This is a genomic window from Pseudomonas sp. ICMP 561 (genome assembly GCF_002699985.1).
Lineage (GTDB): Bacteria > Pseudomonadota > Gammaproteobacteria > Pseudomonadales > Pseudomonadaceae > Aquipseudomonas > Aquipseudomonas quasicaspiana.
In genome coordinates this window covers 80,465-101,021 of record NZ_LKBT01000009.1, presented here as the reverse complement: position 1 = coordinate 101,021, position 20,557 = coordinate 80,465, and the positions used below count along the sequence as shown (strand labels likewise).

19 protein-coding genes and 1 pseudogene are annotated in these 20,557 nt (G+C 57.5%); 12 read left to right on the top strand and 8 right to left on the bottom strand.

From position 1 onward, the window contains the following. Positions 1 to 555: 555 nt before the first annotated feature. The 5 genes and pseudogenes from AO242_RS08755 to AO242_RS30095 all read right to left on the bottom strand — a co-directional run bounded on the left by AO242_RS08755 (position 556) and on the right by AO242_RS30095 (position 5,173). On the bottom strand, positions 556 to 1,842 hold the full coding sequence (locus tag AO242_RS08755; protein WP_099268409.1) for an OprD family porin: 1,287 nt from the start codon (positions 1,840 to 1,842) through the stop codon (positions 556 to 558). A gap of 209 nt (positions 1,843 to 2,051) precedes the next feature. After that, positions 2,052 to 2,198, bottom strand: a complete 147-nt coding sequence (locus tag AO242_RS30100) for a hypothetical protein (RefSeq protein ID WP_373562204.1) — start codon at positions 2,196 to 2,198, stop codon at positions 2,052 to 2,054. Positions 2,199 to 2,498: 300 nt separating this feature from the next. Next, positions 2,499 to 3,605, bottom strand: a complete 1,107-nt coding sequence (gene aguA / locus AO242_RS08745) for an agmatine deiminase (RefSeq protein WP_099268407.1) — start codon at positions 3,603 to 3,605, stop codon at positions 2,499 to 2,501. Between the two features lie 289 nt (positions 3,606 to 3,894). Beyond that, positions 3,895 to 4,887 (bottom strand): annotated as a pseudogene (locus tag AO242_RS08740) (aminotransferase class III-fold pyridoxal phosphate-dependent enzyme); the annotation flags it as partial. Positions 4,888 to 4,894: 7 nt separating this feature from the next. After that, the gene (locus tag AO242_RS30095; RefSeq protein WP_373562203.1) at positions 4,895 to 5,173 is read right to left on the bottom strand and encodes a hypothetical protein; all 279 of its coding nucleotides are present in this window, start codon (positions 5,171 to 5,173) and stop codon (positions 4,895 to 4,897) included. Between the two features lie 255 nt (positions 5,174 to 5,428). Here AO242_RS30095 and rfbB point away from each other — a divergent pair, with 255 nt between their 5' ends. The 8 genes from rfbB to AO242_RS08700 all read left to right on the top strand — a co-directional run bounded on the left by rfbB (position 5,429) and on the right by AO242_RS08700 (position 13,146). Continuing rightward, the gene (gene rfbB, locus AO242_RS08735; RefSeq protein WP_099268406.1) at positions 5,429 to 6,511 is read left to right on the top strand and encodes a dTDP-glucose 4,6-dehydratase; all 1,083 of its coding nucleotides are present in this window, start codon (positions 5,429 to 5,431) and stop codon (positions 6,509 to 6,511) included. Next, positions 6,508 to 7,383 carry a glucose-1-phosphate thymidylyltransferase RfbA gene (gene rfbA / locus AO242_RS08730; RefSeq protein ID WP_099268405.1) on the top strand — a complete coding sequence of 292 codons (876 nt, stop codon included), beginning with the start codon at positions 6,508 to 6,510 and terminating at the stop codon, positions 7,381 to 7,383. The genes rfbB and rfbA overlap by 4 nt, the downstream gene beginning before the upstream one ends. After that, positions 7,380 to 7,928, top strand: a complete 549-nt coding sequence (rfbC, locus tag AO242_RS08725; protein WP_099268404.1) for a dTDP-4-dehydrorhamnose 3,5-epimerase — start codon at positions 7,380 to 7,382, stop codon at positions 7,926 to 7,928. The genes rfbA and rfbC overlap by 4 nt, the downstream gene beginning before the upstream one ends. Then, positions 7,925 to 8,806, top strand: coding sequence for a dTDP-4-dehydrorhamnose reductase (gene rfbD / locus AO242_RS08720; RefSeq protein ID WP_099268403.1), 882 nt, complete (start codon positions 7,925 to 7,927; stop codon positions 8,804 to 8,806). The genes rfbC and rfbD overlap by 4 nt, the downstream gene beginning before the upstream one ends. A 137-nt stretch (positions 8,807 to 8,943) precedes the next feature. Continuing rightward, positions 8,944 to 10,758, top strand: coding sequence for a sensor histidine kinase (locus tag AO242_RS08715; protein WP_099268402.1), 1,815 nt, complete (start codon positions 8,944 to 8,946; stop codon positions 10,756 to 10,758). Further along, positions 10,755 to 12,122, top strand: a complete 1,368-nt coding sequence (locus AO242_RS08710) for a sigma-54-dependent transcriptional regulator (protein ID WP_099268401.1) — start codon at positions 10,755 to 10,757, stop codon at positions 12,120 to 12,122. The genes AO242_RS08715 and AO242_RS08710 overlap by 4 nt, the downstream gene beginning before the upstream one ends. Continuing rightward, on the top strand, positions 12,119 to 12,595 hold the full coding sequence (locus tag AO242_RS08705; RefSeq protein ID WP_373562202.1) for a thioesterase domain-containing protein: 477 nt from the start codon (positions 12,119 to 12,121) through the stop codon (positions 12,593 to 12,595). Before AO242_RS08710 ends, AO242_RS08705 begins: the two co-directional genes overlap by 4 nt. Positions 12,596 to 12,711: 116 nt before the next feature. Continuing rightward, positions 12,712 to 13,146, top strand: coding sequence for a DUF2599 domain-containing protein (locus tag AO242_RS08700; protein WP_099268400.1), 435 nt, complete (start codon positions 12,712 to 12,714; stop codon positions 13,144 to 13,146). On the opposite strand, the gene cysQ is transcribed toward AO242_RS08700, so the two are convergent. Together cysQ and nudE are read right to left on the bottom strand one after the other, a co-directional pair. Continuing rightward, positions 13,136 to 13,978: a 3'(2'),5'-bisphosphate nucleotidase CysQ gene (gene cysQ, locus AO242_RS08695; RefSeq protein ID WP_099268399.1), complete on the bottom strand. Its 843-nt coding sequence runs from the start codon at positions 13,976 to 13,978 to the stop codon at positions 13,136 to 13,138. The two genes, AO242_RS08700 and cysQ, sit on opposite strands and share 11 nt — an antisense overlap. Then, a complete protein-coding gene (gene nudE / locus AO242_RS08690) occupies positions 13,975 to 14,541 on the bottom strand; it encodes an ADP compounds hydrolase NudE (protein ID WP_099268398.1) in 567 nt (188 codons plus the stop codon). The genes cysQ and nudE overlap by 4 nt, the downstream gene beginning before the upstream one ends. A 99-nt stretch (positions 14,542 to 14,640) precedes the next feature. Here nudE and yrfG point away from each other — a divergent pair, with 99 nt between their 5' ends. Then, the gene (gene yrfG / locus AO242_RS08685) at positions 14,641 to 15,303 is read left to right on the top strand and encodes a GMP/IMP nucleotidase (protein WP_099268397.1); all 663 of its coding nucleotides are present in this window, start codon (positions 14,641 to 14,643) and stop codon (positions 15,301 to 15,303) included. A gap of 244 nt (positions 15,304 to 15,547) precedes the next feature. Here the strand turns inward: yrfG and lysM are convergent, their stop codons facing one another. After that, a complete protein-coding gene (gene lysM / locus AO242_RS08680; protein WP_099268396.1) occupies positions 15,548 to 15,997 on the bottom strand; it encodes a peptidoglycan-binding protein LysM in 450 nt (149 codons plus the stop codon). A 150-nt stretch (positions 15,998 to 16,147) separates the two neighbouring features. Between lysM and AO242_RS08675 the strand changes: the two genes are divergently transcribed. The 3 genes from AO242_RS08675 to AO242_RS08665 all read left to right on the top strand — a co-directional run bounded on the left by AO242_RS08675 (position 16,148) and on the right by AO242_RS08665 (position 20,302). Next, positions 16,148 to 17,035 carry a LysR family transcriptional regulator gene (locus AO242_RS08675; protein WP_027899930.1) on the top strand — a complete coding sequence of 296 codons (888 nt, stop codon included), beginning with the start codon at positions 16,148 to 16,150 and terminating at the stop codon, positions 17,033 to 17,035. A 94-nt stretch (positions 17,036 to 17,129) separates the two neighbouring features. Continuing rightward, positions 17,130 to 17,969: a formate dehydrogenase accessory sulfurtransferase FdhD gene (gene fdhD / locus AO242_RS08670; protein WP_027899929.1), complete on the top strand. Its 840-nt coding sequence runs from the start codon at positions 17,130 to 17,132 to the stop codon at positions 17,967 to 17,969. After that, positions 17,966 to 20,302 (top strand): FdhF/YdeP family oxidoreductase, encoded by a 2,337-nt coding sequence (locus tag AO242_RS08665; protein WP_099268395.1) that lies wholly within the window; start codon positions 17,966 to 17,968, stop codon positions 20,300 to 20,302. Before fdhD ends, AO242_RS08665 begins: the two co-directional genes overlap by 4 nt. Positions 20,303 to 20,557: the final 255 nt, after the last annotated feature.

The following is a 20,557-nucleotide window of genomic DNA, read 5'->3' as shown; positions in this document are numbered from 1 at the left end:
AATAAATGGTAGGAGCGAATTCATTCGCGAAAGCTGTATCACTGCAGACGCAATTTGCGCTGAATGTACTGGCCTCTTCGCGAATGAATTCGCTCCCACCGGTCACGCGCTTACAACGGGATTGCGCGGCATCGGAAAACGCTCATCGGGTAGTCAATGAAGTGACCAAGTCAGGCTGAGGTGGAGCACATAGTAGCCGGACCTGAAGCCCAATAAATGGTGGGAGCGAATTCATTCGCGAAAGCTGTATCACTGCAGACGCAATTTGCGCTGAATGTACTGGCCTCTTCGCGAATGAATTCGCTCCCACCGGTCATGCGCTTACAACGGGATTGGGCGCGGCATCAGAAAACGTTGATCGGGTAGTCAATGAAGTGACCGAGTCAGGCTGGGGTGAAGCACATAGTAGCCGGACCTGAAGCCCAATCGATTGTGGGAGCGAATTCATTCGCGAAAGCTGTATCACTGCAGACGCAATTTGCGCTGAATGTACTGGCCTCTTCGCGAATGAATTCGCTCCCACCGGTCATGCGTTTACAGCGAGATTGCGCGGTATCAGAAAACGTTGATCGGGTAGTCAACGAAGATACGGGTTTCGTTGCCGTTAACGTTGTAACCGCTGGCGTTATCAGACACCCGCAGGAACGAGTTGCGCAGACGCAGGGACAAGTCCTTGGCCGGGCCGCTCTGTACCACGTAAGTCAGCTGGCTGAAGATTTCGCGCTCAGTGCCATTGCCACGGTCAGTGCCGTCATCGATGTTGCTGCCGCGCACATAGGCAGCTTTGTAGCTCAGACCTGGAGCAACCAGACCGGACAGGTCAATGCCGTAGGCTGCTTGCCACGAACGCTCGTCCTTGCCGTTGAAGTCAGACCAGTACGAGTTGGCCAGATAGATAGTGTTACCGCCATCACCGTAGCCGCCGTCGTTTTGGTAGCCGCTGTAGTTGTAGCCGGTTTCGCCGGTGCTGCGCTGGTGAGCCAGGGTGAAGGAGTGAATGCCCACAGCCCAGGTCGCCGCGAGGCTCCAGATCTTGTTGTCACGGTCGCCCGCCAGAGTGGACGCAGAGTAATCCTTGTCCATCTTGGTTTTGTAGCCGTTGAAGTCGAACGTCAACGACTGGTCAGGTGCCAAGGCAAACACGTAGTTCAGGTTCACGTACTGCTTCTTGAATACGTCCTCGTTGTCGGAGGCGTAGAACGCGGCAGTGAACTCGTCGGTGAACTTGTAGCTGGCGCCGTAAACGTTGATGCTTTTCAGGCCACCGCTGTCACGCCCTTCGGCAGACTTGCGGGCTTCCTGAGTGAAGCGACCCACGTTGACCTCCAGACCATCAATCTCTTTGGAAGTGATCAACGTGCCCGTGAAGCTTTCTGGCAACAGACGACCGTTGTCATAGCTCAGCACTGGCAGTGCTGGCATTTGATCGCCGTACTTGATGACAGTGTTGGAGATACGCGCCTTGACTGCGGCACCCGCACGAGCGAGGTCATCAGCAGCCGCGCCGCTGTCGCCTTGCTTGAAGAAGTCGATACCGGGAGCGCCACTGCGGCCTTTGCCGCCGTCCAGACGAATGCCGTAGAGCGCGAATGCATCAACGCCCACGCCAACGGTGCCTTGAGTGAAACCGGAGGCGAATGCGCCGGTGAAAGCCTGGCCCCACTCTGCACGATCAGAGTTTGGCTCACGCTTTTTGTAATCGCGATTGATGTAAGCGTTGCGTAGTGCAAGATTCAGGTGGCTGTCTTCAACGAAGCCTTTGGAGTCTGCCTGGCTGTCAGCCATGACCTGGCCAGCACTGATCAGACCCAGTGCAAGCAAACTAATCCGTTTGTTAAGCATTTCCAGTTGTCCTTTTTCTGCTGATTTGATCGCGCACTGTGGCGACAACCCAAGGGGTGTCTGCGGCTTCCGAATGTCATATTCGTGAAGCCCGCACGAAATCATCGCAGTGGACTACTGATGCACGTACATGGCGCAATGGCCACAGGCGGAGGACGCAAATCGTATCCGCCGGTCATAAAACTGTCAATTTGCGAAACTTTCTATGCTTATAACTGTCCGGAAGGATCGCTTTTGGAGGGGCTTTCATCCTTGAGTACGCTCAGAAGCGCTTCAAGCTCGGCTTCATTGAAGAGCCCCGCAGGGTAACGCTGCAAAAGCATCTGCCTCACATCCGGGCGTTGAGGTTTGCGCATACTGGTCGTCCTTAACCAGTCAGCCATCATCTGGCGCGCTTCGCTACTAGCAGACAAATTACGAGCGCGATGCTCTAGACCTGCGTTCATAGGACAACCTCTTAAGTCGTGAGGGGCTCAATGTACTGACCCTTTGTGACAGAAAGGCTAAGTGGAGAACGTTTCAAAACCGGCCGTCGCCCCATCCAGAAGGCAAACGTCAGAAACGTAACCCCACAAAAAAGCCCATCACCTGGATGGGCTTGATCACAGCAAGAACGAAGCCAACTATGTAACGCGAATGTAACCGCGCCTCGTAATTCAGGCCCGGTGAGGCGCTGGCTGTTGCTGGGTAAGACAGTGAATATTGCCGCCACCCAGCAGTAATTCGCGCCCCGGAACCATGACCACTTCGTGCTCCGGAAACAGCTGCTGCAGTATTTCCAGGGCTTTTCCGTCCATCGGATCGTCAAAGCTGGGGGCGATGATCCCACCATTCACAATCAAGAAGTTCACGTAAGAACCCGCCAGGCGCACCGATGGGTTGCGTTCCTGGCTGCCATGCACCTGATCGACACCCGCGCATTCTTCTTCGGTGGCGAACAAAGGACCCGGGATTGGCATCTTGTGAACGACGAATGCCCTGCCCTTGGCATCCCGGGTGTTTTCCAAAATACCCAACGCCGCGTGACAACGTGAGTAGTTGGGGTCTTTGGGATCATCGGTCCAGGCCAGCAACACTTCGCCCGGTCGTACGTAGCAGCAGAAGTTATCGACATGCCCGTCGGTTTCGTCGTTGAACAGCCCATCAGGAAGCCAGATCACTTTATCCACAGCCAGGTTGGCGCTGAGGATCGCTTCGATCTCTTCGCGAGAGAGATGCGGGTTACGATTGCGGTTGAGCAGGCATTCCTCGGTGGTGATCAGCGTGCCTTCGCCATCGACATGAATCGAACCGCCCTCCAGAACGAAGCCTGGGGTCACATAGCGTGGGCATCGCTCGATTTCCAGCACCTTGCTCGCCAGCTGGGAGTCGAGATTCCACGGAGCGTACAGACCACCGTCGAAACCGCCCCAAGCATTGAAGTCCCAGTCCACGCCGCGCACTTCGCCCTGATTGTTGATCACGAAGGTTGGCCCGGTATCACGCACCCAGGCGTCGTCGTTACTGATTTCCACGACACGGATGTTAGGCACGTCCAGGCGTGCACGCGCGTTGTCGTACTGGGCAGCCGAAACTGCAACGGTCACTGGCTCGAAGCGCGCGATGGCCTTGGCAACCGCAACGTGGGCAGTTTGAACCGGCTTGCCACCCAGACGCCAGTTATCCGGACGTTCAGGCCAGACCATCCAGGTCTGGGTCTGAGGAGCCCATTCAGCGGGCATATGGAAACCGTCGGCGCGTGGCGTGCTGTTGATAGTGGTCATGGGTGATCAGGACTCCAGTGAGGCGTCGAATCGAAAATCGATAGTTGGCGACTTTATAGACGATAAAAATCGGGTTTAAAAGCTAAAAACAGGAAATAAAAATATATTTCAACCTTAAAAATCGATACAAATCTGCAATTTATATTTTCAGGAGCTGCCGAAGGCTGCGATCGCAGCGTCTCAGAAAAAATGCTTCGCAGCCTTCGGCAGCTCCTACAGAAAATGTATTTCAATCCAGTAATTTGCATGTTGTTTATGAGAGAGCCTTCCGCCGCGAGGGCGTCAGCGATCACTCCAACTCAGCCAACACCTTTGACACACTGTCCACAAAAAAGTCCACGCTCTGCCGGGTTGTGCACATCGGTGGTTTGATTTTCAGGATGTTCAGATAGTCGCCGGTTGGCTGCATGAAAATGCCCAGATCCCGCAGCCGGTCGCACAGGTAAGTTGTTTCTTCGGTCGCGGGCTCCAGGCTCTGGCGATCACGCACCCATTCAACGCCCAGATAAAAGCCCATGCCATGAACGGCACCGACCAGTGGATGGATGTCGATCAAGGCTTGCAGCCGGGCCTTGAAATACCCGCCCACTGTTTCTGCGTTTTCCCAGAGCCTTTCTTCTTCCATGACATCCAGCACCGCCATGCCGATCCGGCAACTGACCGGACTGCCGCCCGCCGAGAAGAAGAAATACCCCTCAGCTTCCAACGCTTCGGCAATTTCGCGACGGGTAATCACGACCCCCAATGGATGACCGTTACCCATGCCTTTGGCCATCGTAATGATGTCCGGTACCACGCCCTGCTCGATCTGCGGCGATGCCTGGTAATAATGCTTTTGCGAGCGAGCGAAACGGGCATCGCGACGCGCCAGCAATTCTGCGGAATCCGGCAGTGAAGGTGCGTCGCAATCAAACCCCAACAGCGAAGCCGGTGAAGGACACAACACCTGCCATGCATCTGCCCAGGAAGGCGTTGTGAACAGTGGCGGACTCAGGTCTGGAGCGGAACACAGCTGCAGCAACAGTGAGCCGTTACCGTGGCCGATCACCTCACCGGCCAGAACGCTGGCCCCCGGCGTCAATTCCAGCGCTGCACCCCAGATTTTCAAGCTTATTTGATCGCCCACCAATAACAAAGCCGCGTCGGCGGTCAGCCTGAGCGTACCGTCGAACGGCGCATGAAGCGCCGCGGCTGTCGTCAGGTGCACCGGTTGCACTGGCAACTTCGGGATCAAACGTTGCTGCACCTGTTCAGCTGCTTGCGCGAGACAAGCACGTTCGTCTTCGTTATCAATGACTGGCAACAGATGCTTGATCACGGCCTGAGCGTGACGCGGATCCCACTGCATGTTGTGCGTCCAGCTCCAGCGCGGAATAATCCCCGTAGCATATCTTCAGCACAAATCGCTGCTCACCGGTATCCAGCAGAAAGTTGCGATCCTGTTGGCTGCCGAGTTCTTTCAGCGTGCCGCTTAGTCCGTAATGGTGCTCCAGCAAAAGCAGTGCCTGCTCGGCGCTGACCTCAGGACAAGGCAGACTGGAGCGACGAATCAACGTGGCGAGCGGCATTCAGCAACCTCGGTCTTGTTATGCATAGCGAATGAATTTCACAACACGGCAACTATAGATGTGCCGGAGTCTGACTACAAAATCATGAAAGACAGTCAGGCCTGGTGGCGTTTTAATGACGTTCCATGCACCTGTCATCAGTTCTTTTCATTAACTCGCGGGCGATTATTGATTGATGGTGCTTGCACGCATCGCTTCGCACCCACAAGCTATGCTCCATACGTGTTAAAGACCTGAAAGGCACAAGGCAAACTCATGCGAATACTTGTTACTGGCGGCGCGGGCTTCATTGGCTCGGCGCTGATCCGCCACCTGATAAAAAATACCGATCACGAAGTACTCAATTTCGACAAACTGACCTACGCGGGCAATCTCGAGTCGCTGGCTAGCGTTGCGACTGATACCCGCTATGAGTTTGTACAGGCTGATATCTGCGATCAGGCCAAAGTCAGCGAAGTGCTCGCCCGATTCGAGCCGCACGCCATCATGCATCTGGCGGCCGAGTCCCACGTCGACCGTTCCATCGACGGTCCGTCCGAGTTTATCCAGACCAACATCGTCGGCACTTACAGCCTGCTGGAAGCCGTACGCGGTTACTGGCTGAAGCTGCCGGAAGCCGAGCGCGAGGCGTTCCGCTTTCACCATATTTCCACCGATGAAGTGTATGGCGACCTGCATGGCGTCGATGATCTGTTCACTGAAACCACGCCGTATGCGCCAAGCTCGCCGTATTCAGCCAGCAAGGCTGCATCCGATCACCTGGTTCGCGCCTGGCAGCGGACTTACGGACTGCCGGTAGTCGTGACCAACTGCTCCAACAACTACGGACCGTTTCACTTCCCGGAGAAACTGATCCCGCTGGTTATTCTCAACGCCCTGGCGGGCAAGCCATTGCCGGTGTATGGCAACGGCCTGCAAGTGCGTGACTGGTTGTTTGTCGAAGACCATGCCCGCGCTTTGTACAAAGTGGTCACTGAGGGTGTTGTTGGCGAGACATACAACATCGGCGGCCATAACGAGCAGACGAATATCGACGTGGTCAAAGGCATCTGTGCGCTGCTGGAAGAGCTGGCACCTTCGCGCCCTGAGGGCATCGCCCACTACGCGGACCTGATCACCTACGTGGCGGATCGTCCGGGTCACGACCAGCGCTACGCCATTGATGCCAGCAAGATTGAACGCGAGCTGGGCTGGACCCCAGAGGAAACATTTGAATCCGGTTTGCGCAAAACCGTGCAGTGGTACCTGAACAACCTGGACTGGTGCCGCCGCGTACAGGACGGCAGCTATCAAGGCCAGCGACTGGGCTTTACCGATTCAAAGGATCTGATCGCATGACCAAAGGAATCGTCCTGGCAGGAGGCTCGGGCACGCGCTTGCACCCCATTACTCTCGGTGTTTCCAAGCAACTGCTGCCCATCTACGACAAACCGATGATCTACTACCCGATCTCGGTACTGATGCTGGCCGGCATTCAGGACATCCTGATCATCTCGACACCTCTGGACTTGCCTCAGTACCGCAGCCTGCTCGGTGACGGCAGCCAGTTTGGCGTACGCATACAGTACGCCGAACAACCCAGCCCGGATGGGCTGGCGCAGGCGTTCCTGATCGGCGAGGAGTTCATTGGCGATGATTCGGTGTGCCTGATTCTGGGCGATAACATCTTCCACGGGCAGCACTTCGGCGAACAGCTCAAGACTGCCAGGGATCAGAAAAACGGTGCCACTGTCTTTGGCTATTGGGTCAAGGATCCGGAACGCTTCGGGGTTATCGATTTCGATGAGAACGGCCGGGCGCTGTCCATCGAAGAGAAGCCGAAGGCACCCAAGTCCAGCTATGCAGTGACAGGTTTGTATTTTTACGACAACGAAGTCATCCGCATTGCCAAGGACGTCAAGCCTTCGCCCCGTGGAGAGCTGGAAATCACCGACATCAACAATGCCTACTTGCAGCGCGGCGACCTGCACGTGGAGCGTTTCGGCCGTGGTTTCGCGTGGCTGGATACCGGTACGCATGACAGCCTGCTGGAAGCCTCGCAATACGTGCAGACCATTGAGCACCGCCAGGGCCTGAAAGTCGCTTGCCTTGAAGAGATCGCCTATCAGAACGGATGGATCGATCGTGAACATCTGCTGGAACGCGCTCAGTATTTTGGCAAAACCGGCTACGGTCAGTATCTGTTCAAACTTGCAGGGGAAAGCCGTTGAATGTAATTGCCAGTGAGATCCCCGAAGTACTCATTCTTGAGCCACGCGTATTTGGTGACGAACGAGGCTTTTTCTACGAAAGCTTCAATGCCAAGGCATTCGCTGACGCCACTGGGCTGCGTGACCTGAGCTTCGTGCAGGACAATCACTCCCGCTCGGCCAAAGGCGTACTCCGCGGCCTGCATTACCAGATCGAAAATGCTCAAGGCAAACTGGTACGCGTGACGGCCGGTGAGGTTCTGGACATTGCCGTGGACATTCGCAAAAGCTCGCCTACATTCGGCCGCTGGGTCGGCGTCAGGCTATCTGCCGAAAACGCTCGCCAACTATGGATCCCGGCGGGCTTTGCCCATGGTTTTGTAGTGCTCAGCGATTACGCAGAATTCCTCTACAAAACGACTGACTACTACACGCCGGCCGCAGAGCGCTGCATCCGCTGGGATGACCCCGATCTGGCTATCGACTGGCAGTTGGACGGCACGCCGCAACTGTCGGCCAAAGATCAAAACGGCAAAGCATTAAAAGAGGCTGACCTGTTTCCATGAGCAAGCCACTGAGAATCGTCATTATCGGCCAGAACGGCCAGGTGTCCCAAGCGCTGCAGAAGACCCTGGCGGGGCTGGGCGAACTGATCGTCCTCGGCCGCGACAAACTGGACCTGAGCGATCAGATGGCTGACTTCGACCAAATCCAGGATTTAAAGCCAGACCTGATCATCAACGCCGCAGCCTATACCGCAGTGGATCAGGCTGAAACTGACCAGAAAACAGCGCTTGCCGTTAACGCGATTGCCGTTGGCATGCTTGCCGATCAGGCAAAAGAACTGGGCATCCCGCTGATTCACTACTCGACGGACTACGTGTTCGACGGTAGCAAAACCACGCCGTGGACCGAGCAGGACAAGCCCGCACCTTTGGGTGTTTATGGTGCCAGCAAGTGGGCAGGCGAACAGGCTATCGAGTACGTCGGCGGGCAGTATCTGATATTGCGCACCAGTTGGGTTTATTCCAACACGGGGCGTAATTTCCTGCTGACTATGCAACGCCTGCTACAGGAGCGCGATTCGCTGAACGTCGTGGCCGATCAAGTAGGTGCGCCCACGTGGGCCGGAACCATCGCGCAGAGTACGCGCCAGCTGATCGAACACTGGCGTGACGGGAAACCAGGCGCCTGGGGCACTTATCACCTGACCGCCAGCGGCGAAACGTCATGGTTTGGTTTTACTCAGGCCATTGCCGAGCAGTTAAGCGTGCAAGGCAAAAAGTGCGCAGCACTGGAAGCGATTCCGTCCAGCGCCTACCCGACACCCGCCGCTCGCCCGCTCAACTCACGGCTCGACTGCAGCCTTCTCGAACGCGAATGGGGCGTGCAACAGCCGGACTGGCACAGCGCGTTACTGGAGTGCCTGGCTGAGCAGGGTTAGTATTTGCATTGCCGGGACCGGCCCCATCGCGAGCAAGCTCACTCCTACAGAGGGAACACCGTACCTGTAGGAGTGAGCTTGCTCGCGATAGCGTCACTGAGGTGTCCCCAAAAGCCGACCCTTAGCGCAGTTCAACAATGACCAACAACACCACACTCCCGCCCCGCCCACGCTGGCGAAGCCTTGCGCTGCTGGCCCTGTGTCTGGCGCCACTGCTATGGCCGCTGGAGCATCTGGCCGAGCGTTATTACCGTAACGAACTGGTCAGCCAGAACCGGCAGACGCTGGACCTCTACGTCGCCAACCTGCTGGGTACGCTGCACCGTTACGAAACCCTGCCGCAGATTCTCAGCCAGTTGCCTGACCTGCCCGCCGCGCTGAAAGCCCCGCAAGGTAGCGCCCCGCAGGAGGCTGCCAACCATTTGCTGCAAACCATCGTGCGCCAGACTGGCGCTGAAGTCATGTACCTGATGAACGCAGACGGTACGACAATTGCCGCGTCCAACTGGGACAAGCGCGACAGCTTTGTCGGTCGCAACTTCGCTTTTCGCCCCTATTTCAGTGACGCCATGGCCGGTAATCTGGGGCGCTTCTTCGGTCTGGGCACCACCTCGGCAAAACGTGGCTACTTCTTCGCCTCCGCGGTGCGTGAAAGCGGCAAAGTGATTGGTGTACTGGTGGTCAAGATTGATCTGGACCACACCGAAAACCTGTGGGGTAAAACCCCTGAGCAACTGCTGCTCACCGACCACAACGGGGTCGTCGTTCTGACCTCAAGGCCTGAATGGCGCTTCCGCTCGACCCGTGCCCTGAGCGAAGAAGAAAAACAAGCCATTGTGGCGATCCAGCCCTACCCGACCCGCGATCCACGTCCGTTGCTGCTCGATGACAAAGCCTGGTTGACCCAAAGCCAGGAGATCGAAGAAACCGGCTGGAGCGTGAACATTCTGGCCCCTCGTGCGTTGATTGATCGCCCGGTACGCACCGTCGTTGCCGTCGGTGGCGCAGCGTTGCTGGTGGTCATGCTGCTGCTTGGCATCCTGATCCAGCGGCGTCGGCATTATCTGGATCGTATTGCTTTTGAAGCCAAGGCCCGGCGCGAGCTGGAAGTCAGAGTGGTGGAACGCACCAGCGACCTGGAAGGCCTGAACAGCCGTCTCAGACAGGAAGTCCTTGAGCGCGAGCAAGCGCAACAGGAGCTGGTTCGCGCCCAGGATGAATTAGTACAGGCCGGGAAACTGTCTGCATTGGGCACCATGTCGGCGAGCATCAGTCACGAACTCAACCAGCCTTTGGCAGCGATCCGTAGTTATGCGGAGAACGCAGAGGTTCTGCTGGATCATTCACGTACTGATGACGCGCGAGGCAATCTCAAGCAGATCGGTGAACTGACGGGCCGCATGGCGTCGATCATCGCCCACTTGCGTGCCTTCGCCCGTCGCGACCGCCACGCGCCGGAAAGCGTCGCCCTGCAACCCGCGCTGGACGACACGCTGTCGCTGCTGGCGAAGCGGCGTCGCGCCATGGAAGTCGAACTGATTCGCGACCTGCCCGACGCCACGCTGTGGGTGCAGGCCGGCGAAACGAGGCTGCGTCAGGTACTCGGCAACCTGCTGGCCAATGCGTTGGACGCGCTGACTGAAAAAGGGCCGCCGCGCAAAATATGGATCAGTGCCGAACAAACGCCGGATGGCGTCAATCTGTTCATTCGGGACAACGGCCCCGGTTTTACGCAGGAAGCACTGGCTCGTGCCCGAGAGCCATTCTTTACCACCAAGACCCGGACTCAGGGGCTTGGGCTTGGTTTGGCGATCTGCGATACCCTGATGCGCGCGCTGGGCGGTGAACTGCTGTTCGATAATCACCCGACCGGAGGCGCACTGCTGACGCTGCGTCTGAGAGACGGCGCATCCGGAGTCAACCTTCAACCGCCAGAGGACTTATCTGCATGACCGCCATCGACAGCAAGATTCAGGTAGTGCTGATCGACGACGACCCGCACTTGCGCCAAGCCTTGAGCCAGACGCTGGATCTCGCCGGACTGAAAGTCCTGACGCTGCCGGAAGCCAACGGCCTTGCGGCTCGCATCGAACGCGACTGGCCGGGCGTAGTGGTCAGCGACATTCGCATGCCGGGCATGGATGGCCTCGAATTGTTGAGCGATCTGCATGGCAGAGACCCGGAATTACCAGTCCTGCTGATTACAGGCCACGGCGATGTACCACTGGCCGTGCAGGCGATGCGCGCCGGTGCTTACGACTTTCTGGAAAAACCGTTTGCCAGCGATGCGCTGCTCGACAGCGTGCGCCGGGCATTAGCGCTGCGACGTCTGGTGCTGGATAACCGAAGCCTGCGCCTGGCGTTGAGCGACCGGCAGCAATTAAGCGCACGGCTGGTCGGACAGTCGGCGCCTATGTTGCGCCTGCGTCAGCAGATCGGTGCGCTGGCCGCAACCAAAGCCGACGTGCTGATTCTTGGGGAAACCGGCGCGGGCAAGGAGGTCGTGGCGCGGGCGCTGCATGATCTGTCCAATCGCCGCACCGGGCCATTTGTTGCGATCAATGCGGGGGCGCTTGCAGAGTCGGTGGTCGAAAGTGAATTGTTCGGACACGAGCCGGGCGCGTTCACCGGAGCGCAGAAACGCCGCATCGGCAAGTTCGAATTCGCCAATGGCGGCACGCTGTTCCTGGATGAAATCGAAAGCATGAGCATGGACGTGCAGGTCAAACTGCTGCGCCTGTTGCAAGAGCGAATGGTCGAGCGGCTGGGCGGCAATCAGCAAATCCCGCTGGATATTCGGGTAATAGCGGCCACCAAAGAGGATTTGCGTCAGGCAGCGGATCAGGGTCGCTTCCGCGCCGACTTGTATTACCGACTCAATGTTGCACCGCTGCGCATACCGCCGTTACGTGAGCGCGGCGAAGATGCGCTGATGCTATTCCAGCACTATGCAGATGCGGCGAGCATGCGCCACGGACTGCCCAAACATGAACTGCAGCCCGCGCAACGCGCCCTGTTGCTGCGCCACACCTGGCCGGGCAATGTCCGTGAGCTGCAAAACGCCGCGGAGCGGTTTGCTCTAGGCCTGGAGCTTGCTCTGGAAGGCAACGAAGTGCCGGTGGTGCCGACGATCACGGGGGGCCTCAGCGAGCAGGTCGAAAGCTTCGAACGTGCCTTGATCGCAGCAGAGTTGACCCGGCCGCACAGCTCCGTGCGCAGCCTCGCGGAGGCGCTCGGCCTGCCGCGTAAAACCCTGCACGACAAACTGCGCAAACACGGACTGAGCTTCGGCGGCGGCGCGGATGAGCAGGAATGAAGCACGAGGATAATACGATGTCACCAGAGGCCGCCGCACTGGAACAGGTGCTGCATCACGACATTCCGCTCACCCAGGCGATGGGCGTAAAAGTCCTGAGCTGGCAGGATCACCAACTGCGGCTGCATTTACCGCTCGCCCCCAATATTAATCACAAAAGCACCTTGTTCGGCGGAAGCCTGTACTGCGGGGCTGTTCTGGTGGGTTGGGGATGGTTGCACCTGCGCCTTAAAGAGGCCGGTATCGACGGCGGGCACATCGTGATCCAGGACGGCCAGATCAGCTATCCGCTGCCTGTACGCGGGGACGCCGTGGCGATTTGCGACGCGCCGGATGAAGCCTTGTGGAAGAAATTCATCACCACCTACCAGCGGCGCAAGCGAGCCAGGCTGACCCTGCACACACGAATCTGCGCTCAAAACAGTGACGATCAGGCGGCAACCTTCACAGGACAATACGTGGTGCACACGTAGTTTTCGTCTGCGCCTTACAGCGATCCGCACTTAACCTCATCGCGAATCTGTCTAGCTTGCCGGGCCCTCGGCACTAATCTTCGGTATACGGAAGATTAGACTGCAAGGGTAGGCAAATGGAATTCAAACGATTTTTATCAGGATGCGGGATTGCTTTGTGCCTGGGATCCCCAATCCATACCTGGGCTGCCGATACTACCGCGCCCGCAGTCACAGCGCCGATCACAGTCCCCGGCTGCACTAACTACTTTCAACGAGGCATCTGGCGCTTCGATATCAATATTCAGCGCTATTCACTCAGCCTCATACCCGAACAATGTACGAGAGACCTGAAGGGAAGCACGAACTCGACCGGCTTGATAGTAGACGCCATCATTCGGGACTATTCCAGCAGCACCCACTGGGGAAATACGCACGGTATGCGACATCAATTGATATGCCATCTGGACATACTCAATACCAAATCTGAATGGAACATTGAGCCTGGCAGGCAGGATGTCGGATACGAAGAAACCGTGCGCAACGGCTGCAACCCACCTCTTACGAAGTAGCAAGCGCCAGCAAGTCGGAACGCCAGGCGGCTCCCGCAGGCAGCGCCAAAAAGAATGGGTTGAGCAACGATTCACGCGCTGGATAGCTGAAAGGCTCGCCGGACAGCTCAAGCACTTCCCCGCCAGCACCTTCCAGCACACCTTGCGCGGCAGCGGTGTCCCACTGCGACGTCGGTGCCAGCCGGGGATAGCAATCGGCAGCGCCTTCAGCCAACAGGCAGAACTTCAACGAACTGCCTATGTTGGTCAAATGCAAATGTCCGACCGCAGCAGACAAACCGGCCAGCAGACGCTCTTGCTCAGGGCTGGTATGACGGCGACTGGCAACTACGGTGAAGTCATGTCCGGCGCCCGGTTCCTGACGAACAGTGATCGGCGTCACGTGGTCATCGTCATCGCTGCGCCACGCGCCTAAGCCGGCCCCTCCAAAGTAGCAGCGGTTGTTGGTCGGCATCGAAACCACACCAAACACGACACGGCCATGCTCTATGAGGGCGACGTTGACGGTGAACTCTTCACTGCCGGAAATAAATTCCTTGGTGCCGTCCAGCGGATCGACCAGCCACCAGCGCTCCCACTTCGCGCGTTCACTCAGCGGGATATCGGCATCTTCTTCGGACAGCACATGAATATCCGGTGCCAGCGCCAGCAAGCCTTCAGCGAGTAGCTGATGGGCAGCCATATCGGCCGCAGTGACAGGTGAGTCATCGGCCTTGGAGGTCACGGTCACATTGGCACGCCAATACGGCAGGATTACCTCCCCGGCGAGACGGGCAAGTTTGATAACAGGTTCCAGAAGCGGGTGCGGCAGGCCGTTAAAAACGTCGGTCATGGCAAAAACAGTCCACGCTGAGTCAACAAGTCACGCGCCAGATAGAGCGCAGCGAGTGCACGGCCTTCGCTGAACTGTGGGTTTTCTATCAAACTCGACAGCTCGCGCAAATTCACTTTATCCACACGCATCGGCTCAGGCTCATCACCTTCCAGACGCTCCTCATAGAGATCGGAAGCCAGCACCACCTGGATTTTCTGGCTCATGTAGCCGGGGGACAGGGAAAGCTCGGTCAGGTGCTCCAGTTGACGCGCGCCGTAGCCTGCTTCTTCTTTGAGTTCACGGTTGGCTGCAGCCAGCACGTCTTCGCCTGGCTCGATAAGCCCCTTGGGCAAGGACAGCTCGTATTCATCGGTGCCACCGCAATATTCTTCGATCAAAACCACATGATCAGCATCCAGCATTGCCACAATCATCACTGCGCCGTAACCATTACCGCGCCCGACCAATCGCTCATAGGTGCGCTCAACGCCGTTGGCGAAGCGCAATTGCAGCTCCTCAACACGGAACAAACGGCTACTGGCGACGATTTCGCGGGCAAGTACGGTGGGTTTCTGGCGCATGTCGGGCTCCTTTGCGTGGACGGGTTACTATACCGTGGCTTTTCCGATTGTCTGTCTCGGATATGCTGACTTCACCCATCAATACCTTGCGAGACGCGAATGCCTTTAATGCCCTGGCGCGACATCGATACCGTTCTGCTCGATATGGACGGCACCTTGCTTGATCTTTATTACGACGAGCACTTCTGGTTGCAACATTTGCCGCAGCGCTATGCCGACCTGCATGGCGTCAGCCTGGCGATGGCGTTGCTGGAGATGAAGCCGCTGTTCGAAAAGAATGCGGGCACGCTCAACTGGTATTGCCTGGATTATTGGAGCGCCGAATTAAAGTTGTCAGTGCGCGACCTCAAGCTGGAAACCGCCGACTTGATTGCCCTGCGTCCAGACGCCGAAACATTTCTCGCTGCTATCAAGCAGGCAGGCAAGCGCGTGATCATGATCACCAATGCGCACAGGGATTCGTTGTCGTTGAAAATGGAGCGGATTGAGTTGGCGCCGTACTTTGAACGTCTGATCAGCTCCCACGACTACGGCTTCCCAAAGGAAAGCCCGCACTTCTGGGATGCGCTTCAAGCTGACATTGCCTTCGATCCGGCGCGCAGCCTGTTTATCGACGACACCCTGCCGATCCTGCGTAGCGCCCGTAGTTTCGGTATCGGCCATCTTTTGGCGGTCAGCGAACCTAATAGCCAGAAAGGGCCGAAAGACACCGAAGAATTTGCTGCGGTGAAGGATTATCGGGAGTTGATTGAGGGGCTATAGTCATTGCTGACTTCCGCACCTTCGCGGGCCAGTCCCGCTCCCATTTGAGATTGCGCTCTTCCGTAGGACCGGCTTTAGCCGGGAGGGCGTCGGGACATTAACAAAATCTTCCTCGCCAGAAATACCGCCCTCCCGGCTAAAGCCGGTCCTACGGGATTGCAGGCCAACATAGAATCTCCGACAGGAGTTAACGAATCTGTTGGAGCGAGGCTTGCCCGCGAAGCGTTTAAACCCACAACGTCAATTATTCAGGAATTCGCAACTGCTGCCCCGGATAAATCTTGTCCACATCCTTGAGCATCGGTTTGTTGGCCTCGAAGATTTTCTGATATTTATTCGGGTCACCGTAGACCCGTTTGGATATGGCACTCAGTGTGTCGCCCTTCTCTACAGTCACGAACTTCGCGGCAGTCACAGGCGCAGCACCGGCTGCAATAGTCATCTGGTCATCGACCGTTTCCACACCGTTGATATTGCCCAGTGTCAGCAGGATTTTTTCCTTCTCTTCCTGACTGGCAACCTCACCCGTGACCGTCACCTTGCCACCTTCCACGGTTGCCTGGACATCAGGGTTGCCTAACCCAACAGCTGAAATGTGTTTCTTGAGCGCCTCACCCGAGGCATTCGCATCGCCAGGCGTAATTGCGTCGAGGATCTTTTCCCCGGCCTCTTTTAGAAAACTGAACAAGCTCATGTGCCGTTCTCCTTGATTGTTATTGTCGTGCCCAACAGACAAGGTTAGTCGTAACAGGTCATGGGAAACCGCCGTCCGACCGGCAGCCGACCGCCCATCCGATACGTCTACAGGCTAGAATCACTCGCTTGCAGTACCAATGGAGCGAATATGGACATCAAACAACTCAAATTCCTGATTGCCCTCGATGAGACGAGGCACTTTGGGCAGGCTGCCGCACGTTGCAATATCACCCAGCCGACCCTGTCGATGCGCCTGCGCAATCTGGAAGAAGAGCTTGAGCTGCCACTGGTGGTTCGCGGGCAACGCTTCGAGGGCTTTACCGCCCCAGGCGAACGCGTGCTGGCGTGGGCACGTACGGTATTGGCGGCTTATGATGGCTTGCAGGCCGAAGCGGCTGCGTGTCGCGGCCACCTGGTCGGCACGCTACGCATGGGCGTGGTGCCGTTGTCGAGCTTCGATCCGCTGCCGTTATTACGGTTGCTGCACGAAAGCCACCCCAACCTGCGCTTCGAACTGTCAGCCCTCAGCTCCGAACAGATCCTGGAACAATTAGCGAGCAATCGCATTGATCTGGGCGTTTCCTACATGGAGCACCTGGACGGCGAGCGTTTCGACTCCCTGACCCTGGCCGAAACCCGCATGGGCCTGCTTTACGATCATCGCCACTTCAGTTTCGGCGAGCAGCCGTTGACCTGGGCGGATTTGATCGAGCTGCCTCTGGGCTTGTTGACCAGCGGCATGCACTTCCGCCAATCCATCGATCACAACTTTCACAGTCGTGGGCTGCAGTTCATTCCGATGCTGCAGACTGATGCCGTTCATCAGTTGCTTCAGGCCGTCCATGGCGGTTTCTGCTGCGCGATCATGCCGCTGGAAGGCGAGCTGGTGAACCTGACTGAGGATCTGCGTCTGCAACCCATCGATGACGCCCGCACCATGGCCCGTCTGGGCATGATCATGCGGCGCAGCGCACCTCGCTCGGTACTGGCTGAAGCGTGTTTTGCGCTCTACCAGAAACTCATGGAAAAACATTGATCGACGTCATCTATCAGTGCATTGGAACTAGCGATTAGACGATATCCGACAAGACGCCTAGTCTTGTGCGATATCACTCTGCCGGTACGTTCCTATGCACGCCAAGCGAACGGTCAGTACGGCGCCCGCAGAACTATCGCCCGCGCCCGCCGCAAGCCAGTCATACAGCTACTCGAACCTCGACCGCGATGTGTCGGCGCCTGCCGATCTCGCTGAAGAAGTAGCACTCGCCATCGCCTTTAACGGCATCAGTCAGGCAGTCATGCTGGTCACCCCAACCGATCTTGAAGACTTTGTGGTGGGCTTCAGCCTGGGCAGCGGCATCATCGCTTCGCCCGATGAAATTTACGACATCAAGCTCAGCGGCTGCGGTTCTGCGCAGCAGGCCGAAGTCGAAATCGCCAGTCGTGCCTTTTGGGACCTCAAACAGCAGCGTCGGCAAATGGCGGGGACCAGCGGCTGTGGCCTGTGCGGAGTGGAAGCTGTTGAACAGGCGCTGCCTGAACTGAATGTCTTGCCGGGTGCGCCTCTACCGCCTATCGAATGGCTTGAGGGCTTGCGTCAGCGTATTGGTGAGTTCCAGCCGCTGGGTCGCCATTGCGGTGCGGTACACGCCGCCGTTTTCATGAATAACCAAGGGCAATTGCTGCTGGGCCGGGAAGATATCGGTCGACACAACGCCCTCGATAAGTTGATTGGCGCTTTGGTGCGCCAGGAAATTCCAATAATCGGCGGCCTCGCCATCGTCACCAGTCGCTGCAGTCTGGAGTTGATCCAGAAAGTGCTGCGCGCCGGTATCCAGACGCTGGTCAGCTTGTCCTCGCCTACGGGCCTGGCCTTGCAATGGGCACGTCGTCATAACCTGAACCTAATTCACCTGCCGCAACACAGTGCGCCGCGGGTTTATAGTCCCGTGATGGAGAATCAAGCATGAGCCTGCACAAAGAAGCCGACCAGAAACCAGTCCCGCGTTACAAGCCTTACAAAGGTGCCGCCGGTGGCTGGGGTGCATTGATCAGCGTGACTCATCACTGGCTATCAAGCGACAACGCACTGAAAAACCTGCGCATGATGCTCAAGACCAACCAGAACGGCGGCTTTGACTGCCCGGGTTGCGCATGGGGTGATTCGCCGGAAAGCGGCATGGTCAAGTTCTGCGAAAACGGCGCCAAAGCGGTGAACTGGGAAGCGACCAAGCGTCGTGTCGACCCGTCCTTCTTTGCCCGCTACAGCGTCAGCGCACTGCGCGAGCAAAGCGACTACTGGCTGGAATACCAGGGCCGACTGACCGAGCCGATGGTTTATGACGCCGAAACCGATCGCTACAAGCCGATCAGCTGGGACGACTCGTTCGCCCTGATCGCCAAGCACCTCAAAGCCTTGCCGAACCCGAACATGGCCGAGTTCTACACCTCGGGCCGGGCCAGCAACGAAGCCGCTTACCTGTATCAGCTGTTCGTTCGTGCCTACGGCACCAACAACTTCCCTGACTGCTCGAACATGTGTCACGAAGCCAGCGGCGTTGCATTGTCGCAAAGCGTCGGCGTCGGCAAAGGCACCGTGACCTTCGACGACTTCGAACATGCCGATGCGATTTTCGTCTGGGGTCAGAACCCTGGCACCAACCATCCGCGCATGCTCGAACCTCTGCGTGAAGCCGTTCAACGCGGCGCTCAGGTGGTGTGCGTCAACCCGCTCAAAGAGCGTGGCCTGGAGCGCTTCCAGCATCCGCAACACCCGATCGAAATGCTCACCAACGGTGATCGTCCAACCAACACCGCCTATTTCCGTCCCGCACTGGGTGGTGACATGGCGCTGTTGCGCGGCATGGCCAAGTTCCTGCTTCAATGGGAACGCGATGCGCAGGCGGCCAATGAGCCGTCAGTGTTCGACCACGCCTTCCTTAACGAACACACCCATGGTGTGCTCGACTACCTGGCGACTATCGACGACACCCCATGGGACAAGATCGTCGAGCAGTCTGGCCTGACGCTGGCGGATATCGAAAAGTCCGCGCGAATGTACCTCAAGGGCAAGAACGTCATCATGTGCTGGGCGATGGGCATCACCCAGCACCGCCACTCGGTGGCGACCATTCAGGAAATCGCCAACCTTATGCTGCTGCGCGGCAACATTGGCCGCCCAGGCGCTGGCCTGTGCCCGGTGCGTGGCCACAGTAACGTGCAGGGCGACCGCACCATGGGCATCAACGAGCGTCCACCGGCGTTTTTCCTTGATGCGCTGGAACGTCGCTTCCAGTTCAAAGTCCCGCGTGAAAACGGTCACAACGTGGTTGAAGCCATCCACGCCATGGCCGAAGGCCGCGCCAAAGTCTTCATCGCACTGGGCGGTAACTTCGCCCAGGCGACGCCGGACAGTGCTCGCACCGTTGCTGCTCTCAGCAACTGCGACCTGACCGTACAGATCAGCACCAAACTCAACCGCAGCCACCTGAGCCACGGAAAAGAAGCGTTGATCCTGCCGTGCTTCGGCCGTACCGACATCGACATGCAGGCCAACGGCCCGCAAGCGGTCACCGTTGAAGACTCGTTCAGCATGGTTCACGCTTCCAATGGCCAACTGCAACCGTCGTCCCGCCACATGCGTTCGGAACCTGCAATCCTCGCGGGCATTGCCAACGCGACACTGGGCAAGCAGCCGGTGGACTGGCTGTGGCTGGTGGAAGATTACAACCGCATCCGCGAGCTGATTGCCGACACCATTCCAGGCTTCAAAGACTTCAATCAGCGCCTGGAGCATCCAGGTGGCTTCTACCTGGGCAACGCCGCAGGTGCTCGTCGCTGGAACACAGCGACCGAACGCGCCAACTTCAAGCCCAACATGTTGCCGCTTGATTTGGTGCACGCGAGCGTGCGCTCCACTGGTCAAGAGCCTGATCTGATCATGCAGTCCATGCGCTCCCACGATCAGTACAACACCACTATTTATGGCCTGGACGACCGTTATCGCGGCGTGAAGGGTCAGCGTGACGTGGTGTTCGTCAACGAAGCCGACATCATCCGCCTGGGCTACCAGCCAGGGCAGAAAGTGGATCTGATTTCGATCTGGGGTGATGGTCGCGAGCGCCGCGTGAAGAACTTCACCTTGCTGGCTTTCGACATTCCGGCTGGTCAAGCGGCCGCTTACTACCCAGAGGTCAACCCGTTGGTACCACTGGAAAGCGTCGGGGATGGCAGCAGCACGCCAACCTCGAAGTTCGTGGCGATCAAGCTGGAGCGTGCGGCTGAGTCGGCACGGATCGTTTGATCAGGGTTTAGCCTGATCCCAGAGGAACACACTACCTCTGTAGGAGCTGCCGCAGGCTGCGAATCCCGTTGTGTCAGTGATGATGCAATCGCAGCCTGCGGCAGCTCCTACAGAAGCTTTTTAAACGCACAAAAAAAGGCCCGTTTCGAGAGAAACGGGCCTTGATCAAGTAAGCTCAGACTGTCAAAAACCACTTAAGTTCCTTAACAAAAACAGTAACTTAGCTATTTGTGTACCAGTCGTGTTACTCGTCGG

Coding starts and splice junctions, on each gene's coding strand:
- fdhD (WP_027899929.1), top strand. CDS start 17,130: ATGCACGCCAAGCGAACGGTCAGTACGGCGCCCGCAGAACTATCGCCC.
- aguA (WP_099268407.1), bottom strand. CDS start 3,605: ATGACCACTATCAACAGCACGCCACGCGCCGACGGTTTCCATATGCCC.
- AO242_RS08755 (WP_099268409.1), bottom strand. CDS start 1,842: ATGCTTAACAAACGGATTAGTTTGCTTGCACTGGGTCTGATCAGTGCT.
- AO242_RS08700 (WP_099268400.1), top strand. CDS start 12,712: ATGGAATTCAAACGATTTTTATCAGGATGCGGGATTGCTTTGTGCCTG.
- rfbD (WP_099268403.1), top strand. CDS start 7,925: ATGAGCAAGCCACTGAGAATCGTCATTATCGGCCAGAACGGCCAGGTG.
- rfbA (WP_099268405.1), top strand. CDS start 6,508: ATGACCAAAGGAATCGTCCTGGCAGGAGGCTCGGGCACGCGCTTGCAC.
- AO242_RS08675 (WP_027899930.1), top strand. CDS start 16,148: ATGGACATCAAACAACTCAAATTCCTGATTGCCCTCGATGAGACGAGG.
- lysM (WP_099268396.1), bottom strand. CDS start 15,997: ATGAGCTTGTTCAGTTTTCTAAAAGAGGCCGGGGAAAAGATCCTCGAC.
- cysQ (WP_099268399.1), bottom strand. CDS start 13,978: ATGACCGACGTTTTTAACGGCCTGCCGCACCCGCTTCTGGAACCTGTT.
- nudE (WP_099268398.1), bottom strand. CDS start 14,541: ATGCGCCAGAAACCCACCGTACTTGCCCGCGAAATCGTCGCCAGTAGC.
- AO242_RS08715 (WP_099268402.1), top strand. CDS start 8,944: ATGACCAACAACACCACACTCCCGCCCCGCCCACGCTGGCGAAGCCTT.
- AO242_RS30095 (WP_373562203.1), bottom strand. CDS start 5,173: ATGCCGCTCGCCACGTTGATTCGTCGCTCCAGTCTGCCTTGTCCTGAG.
- AO242_RS08665 (WP_099268395.1), top strand. CDS start 17,966: ATGAGCCTGCACAAAGAAGCCGACCAGAAACCAGTCCCGCGTTACAAG.
- AO242_RS08705 (WP_373562202.1), top strand. CDS start 12,119: ATGAAGCACGAGGATAATACGATGTCACCAGAGGCCGCCGCACTGGAA.
- AO242_RS30100 (WP_373562204.1), bottom strand. CDS start 2,198: ATGCGCAAACCTCAACGCCCGGATGTGAGGCAGATGCTTTTGCAGCGT.
- AO242_RS08710 (WP_099268401.1), top strand. CDS start 10,755: ATGACCGCCATCGACAGCAAGATTCAGGTAGTGCTGATCGACGACGAC.
- yrfG (WP_099268397.1), top strand. CDS start 14,641: ATGCCTTTAATGCCCTGGCGCGACATCGATACCGTTCTGCTCGATATG.
- rfbB (WP_099268406.1), top strand. CDS start 5,429: ATGCGAATACTTGTTACTGGCGGCGCGGGCTTCATTGGCTCGGCGCTG.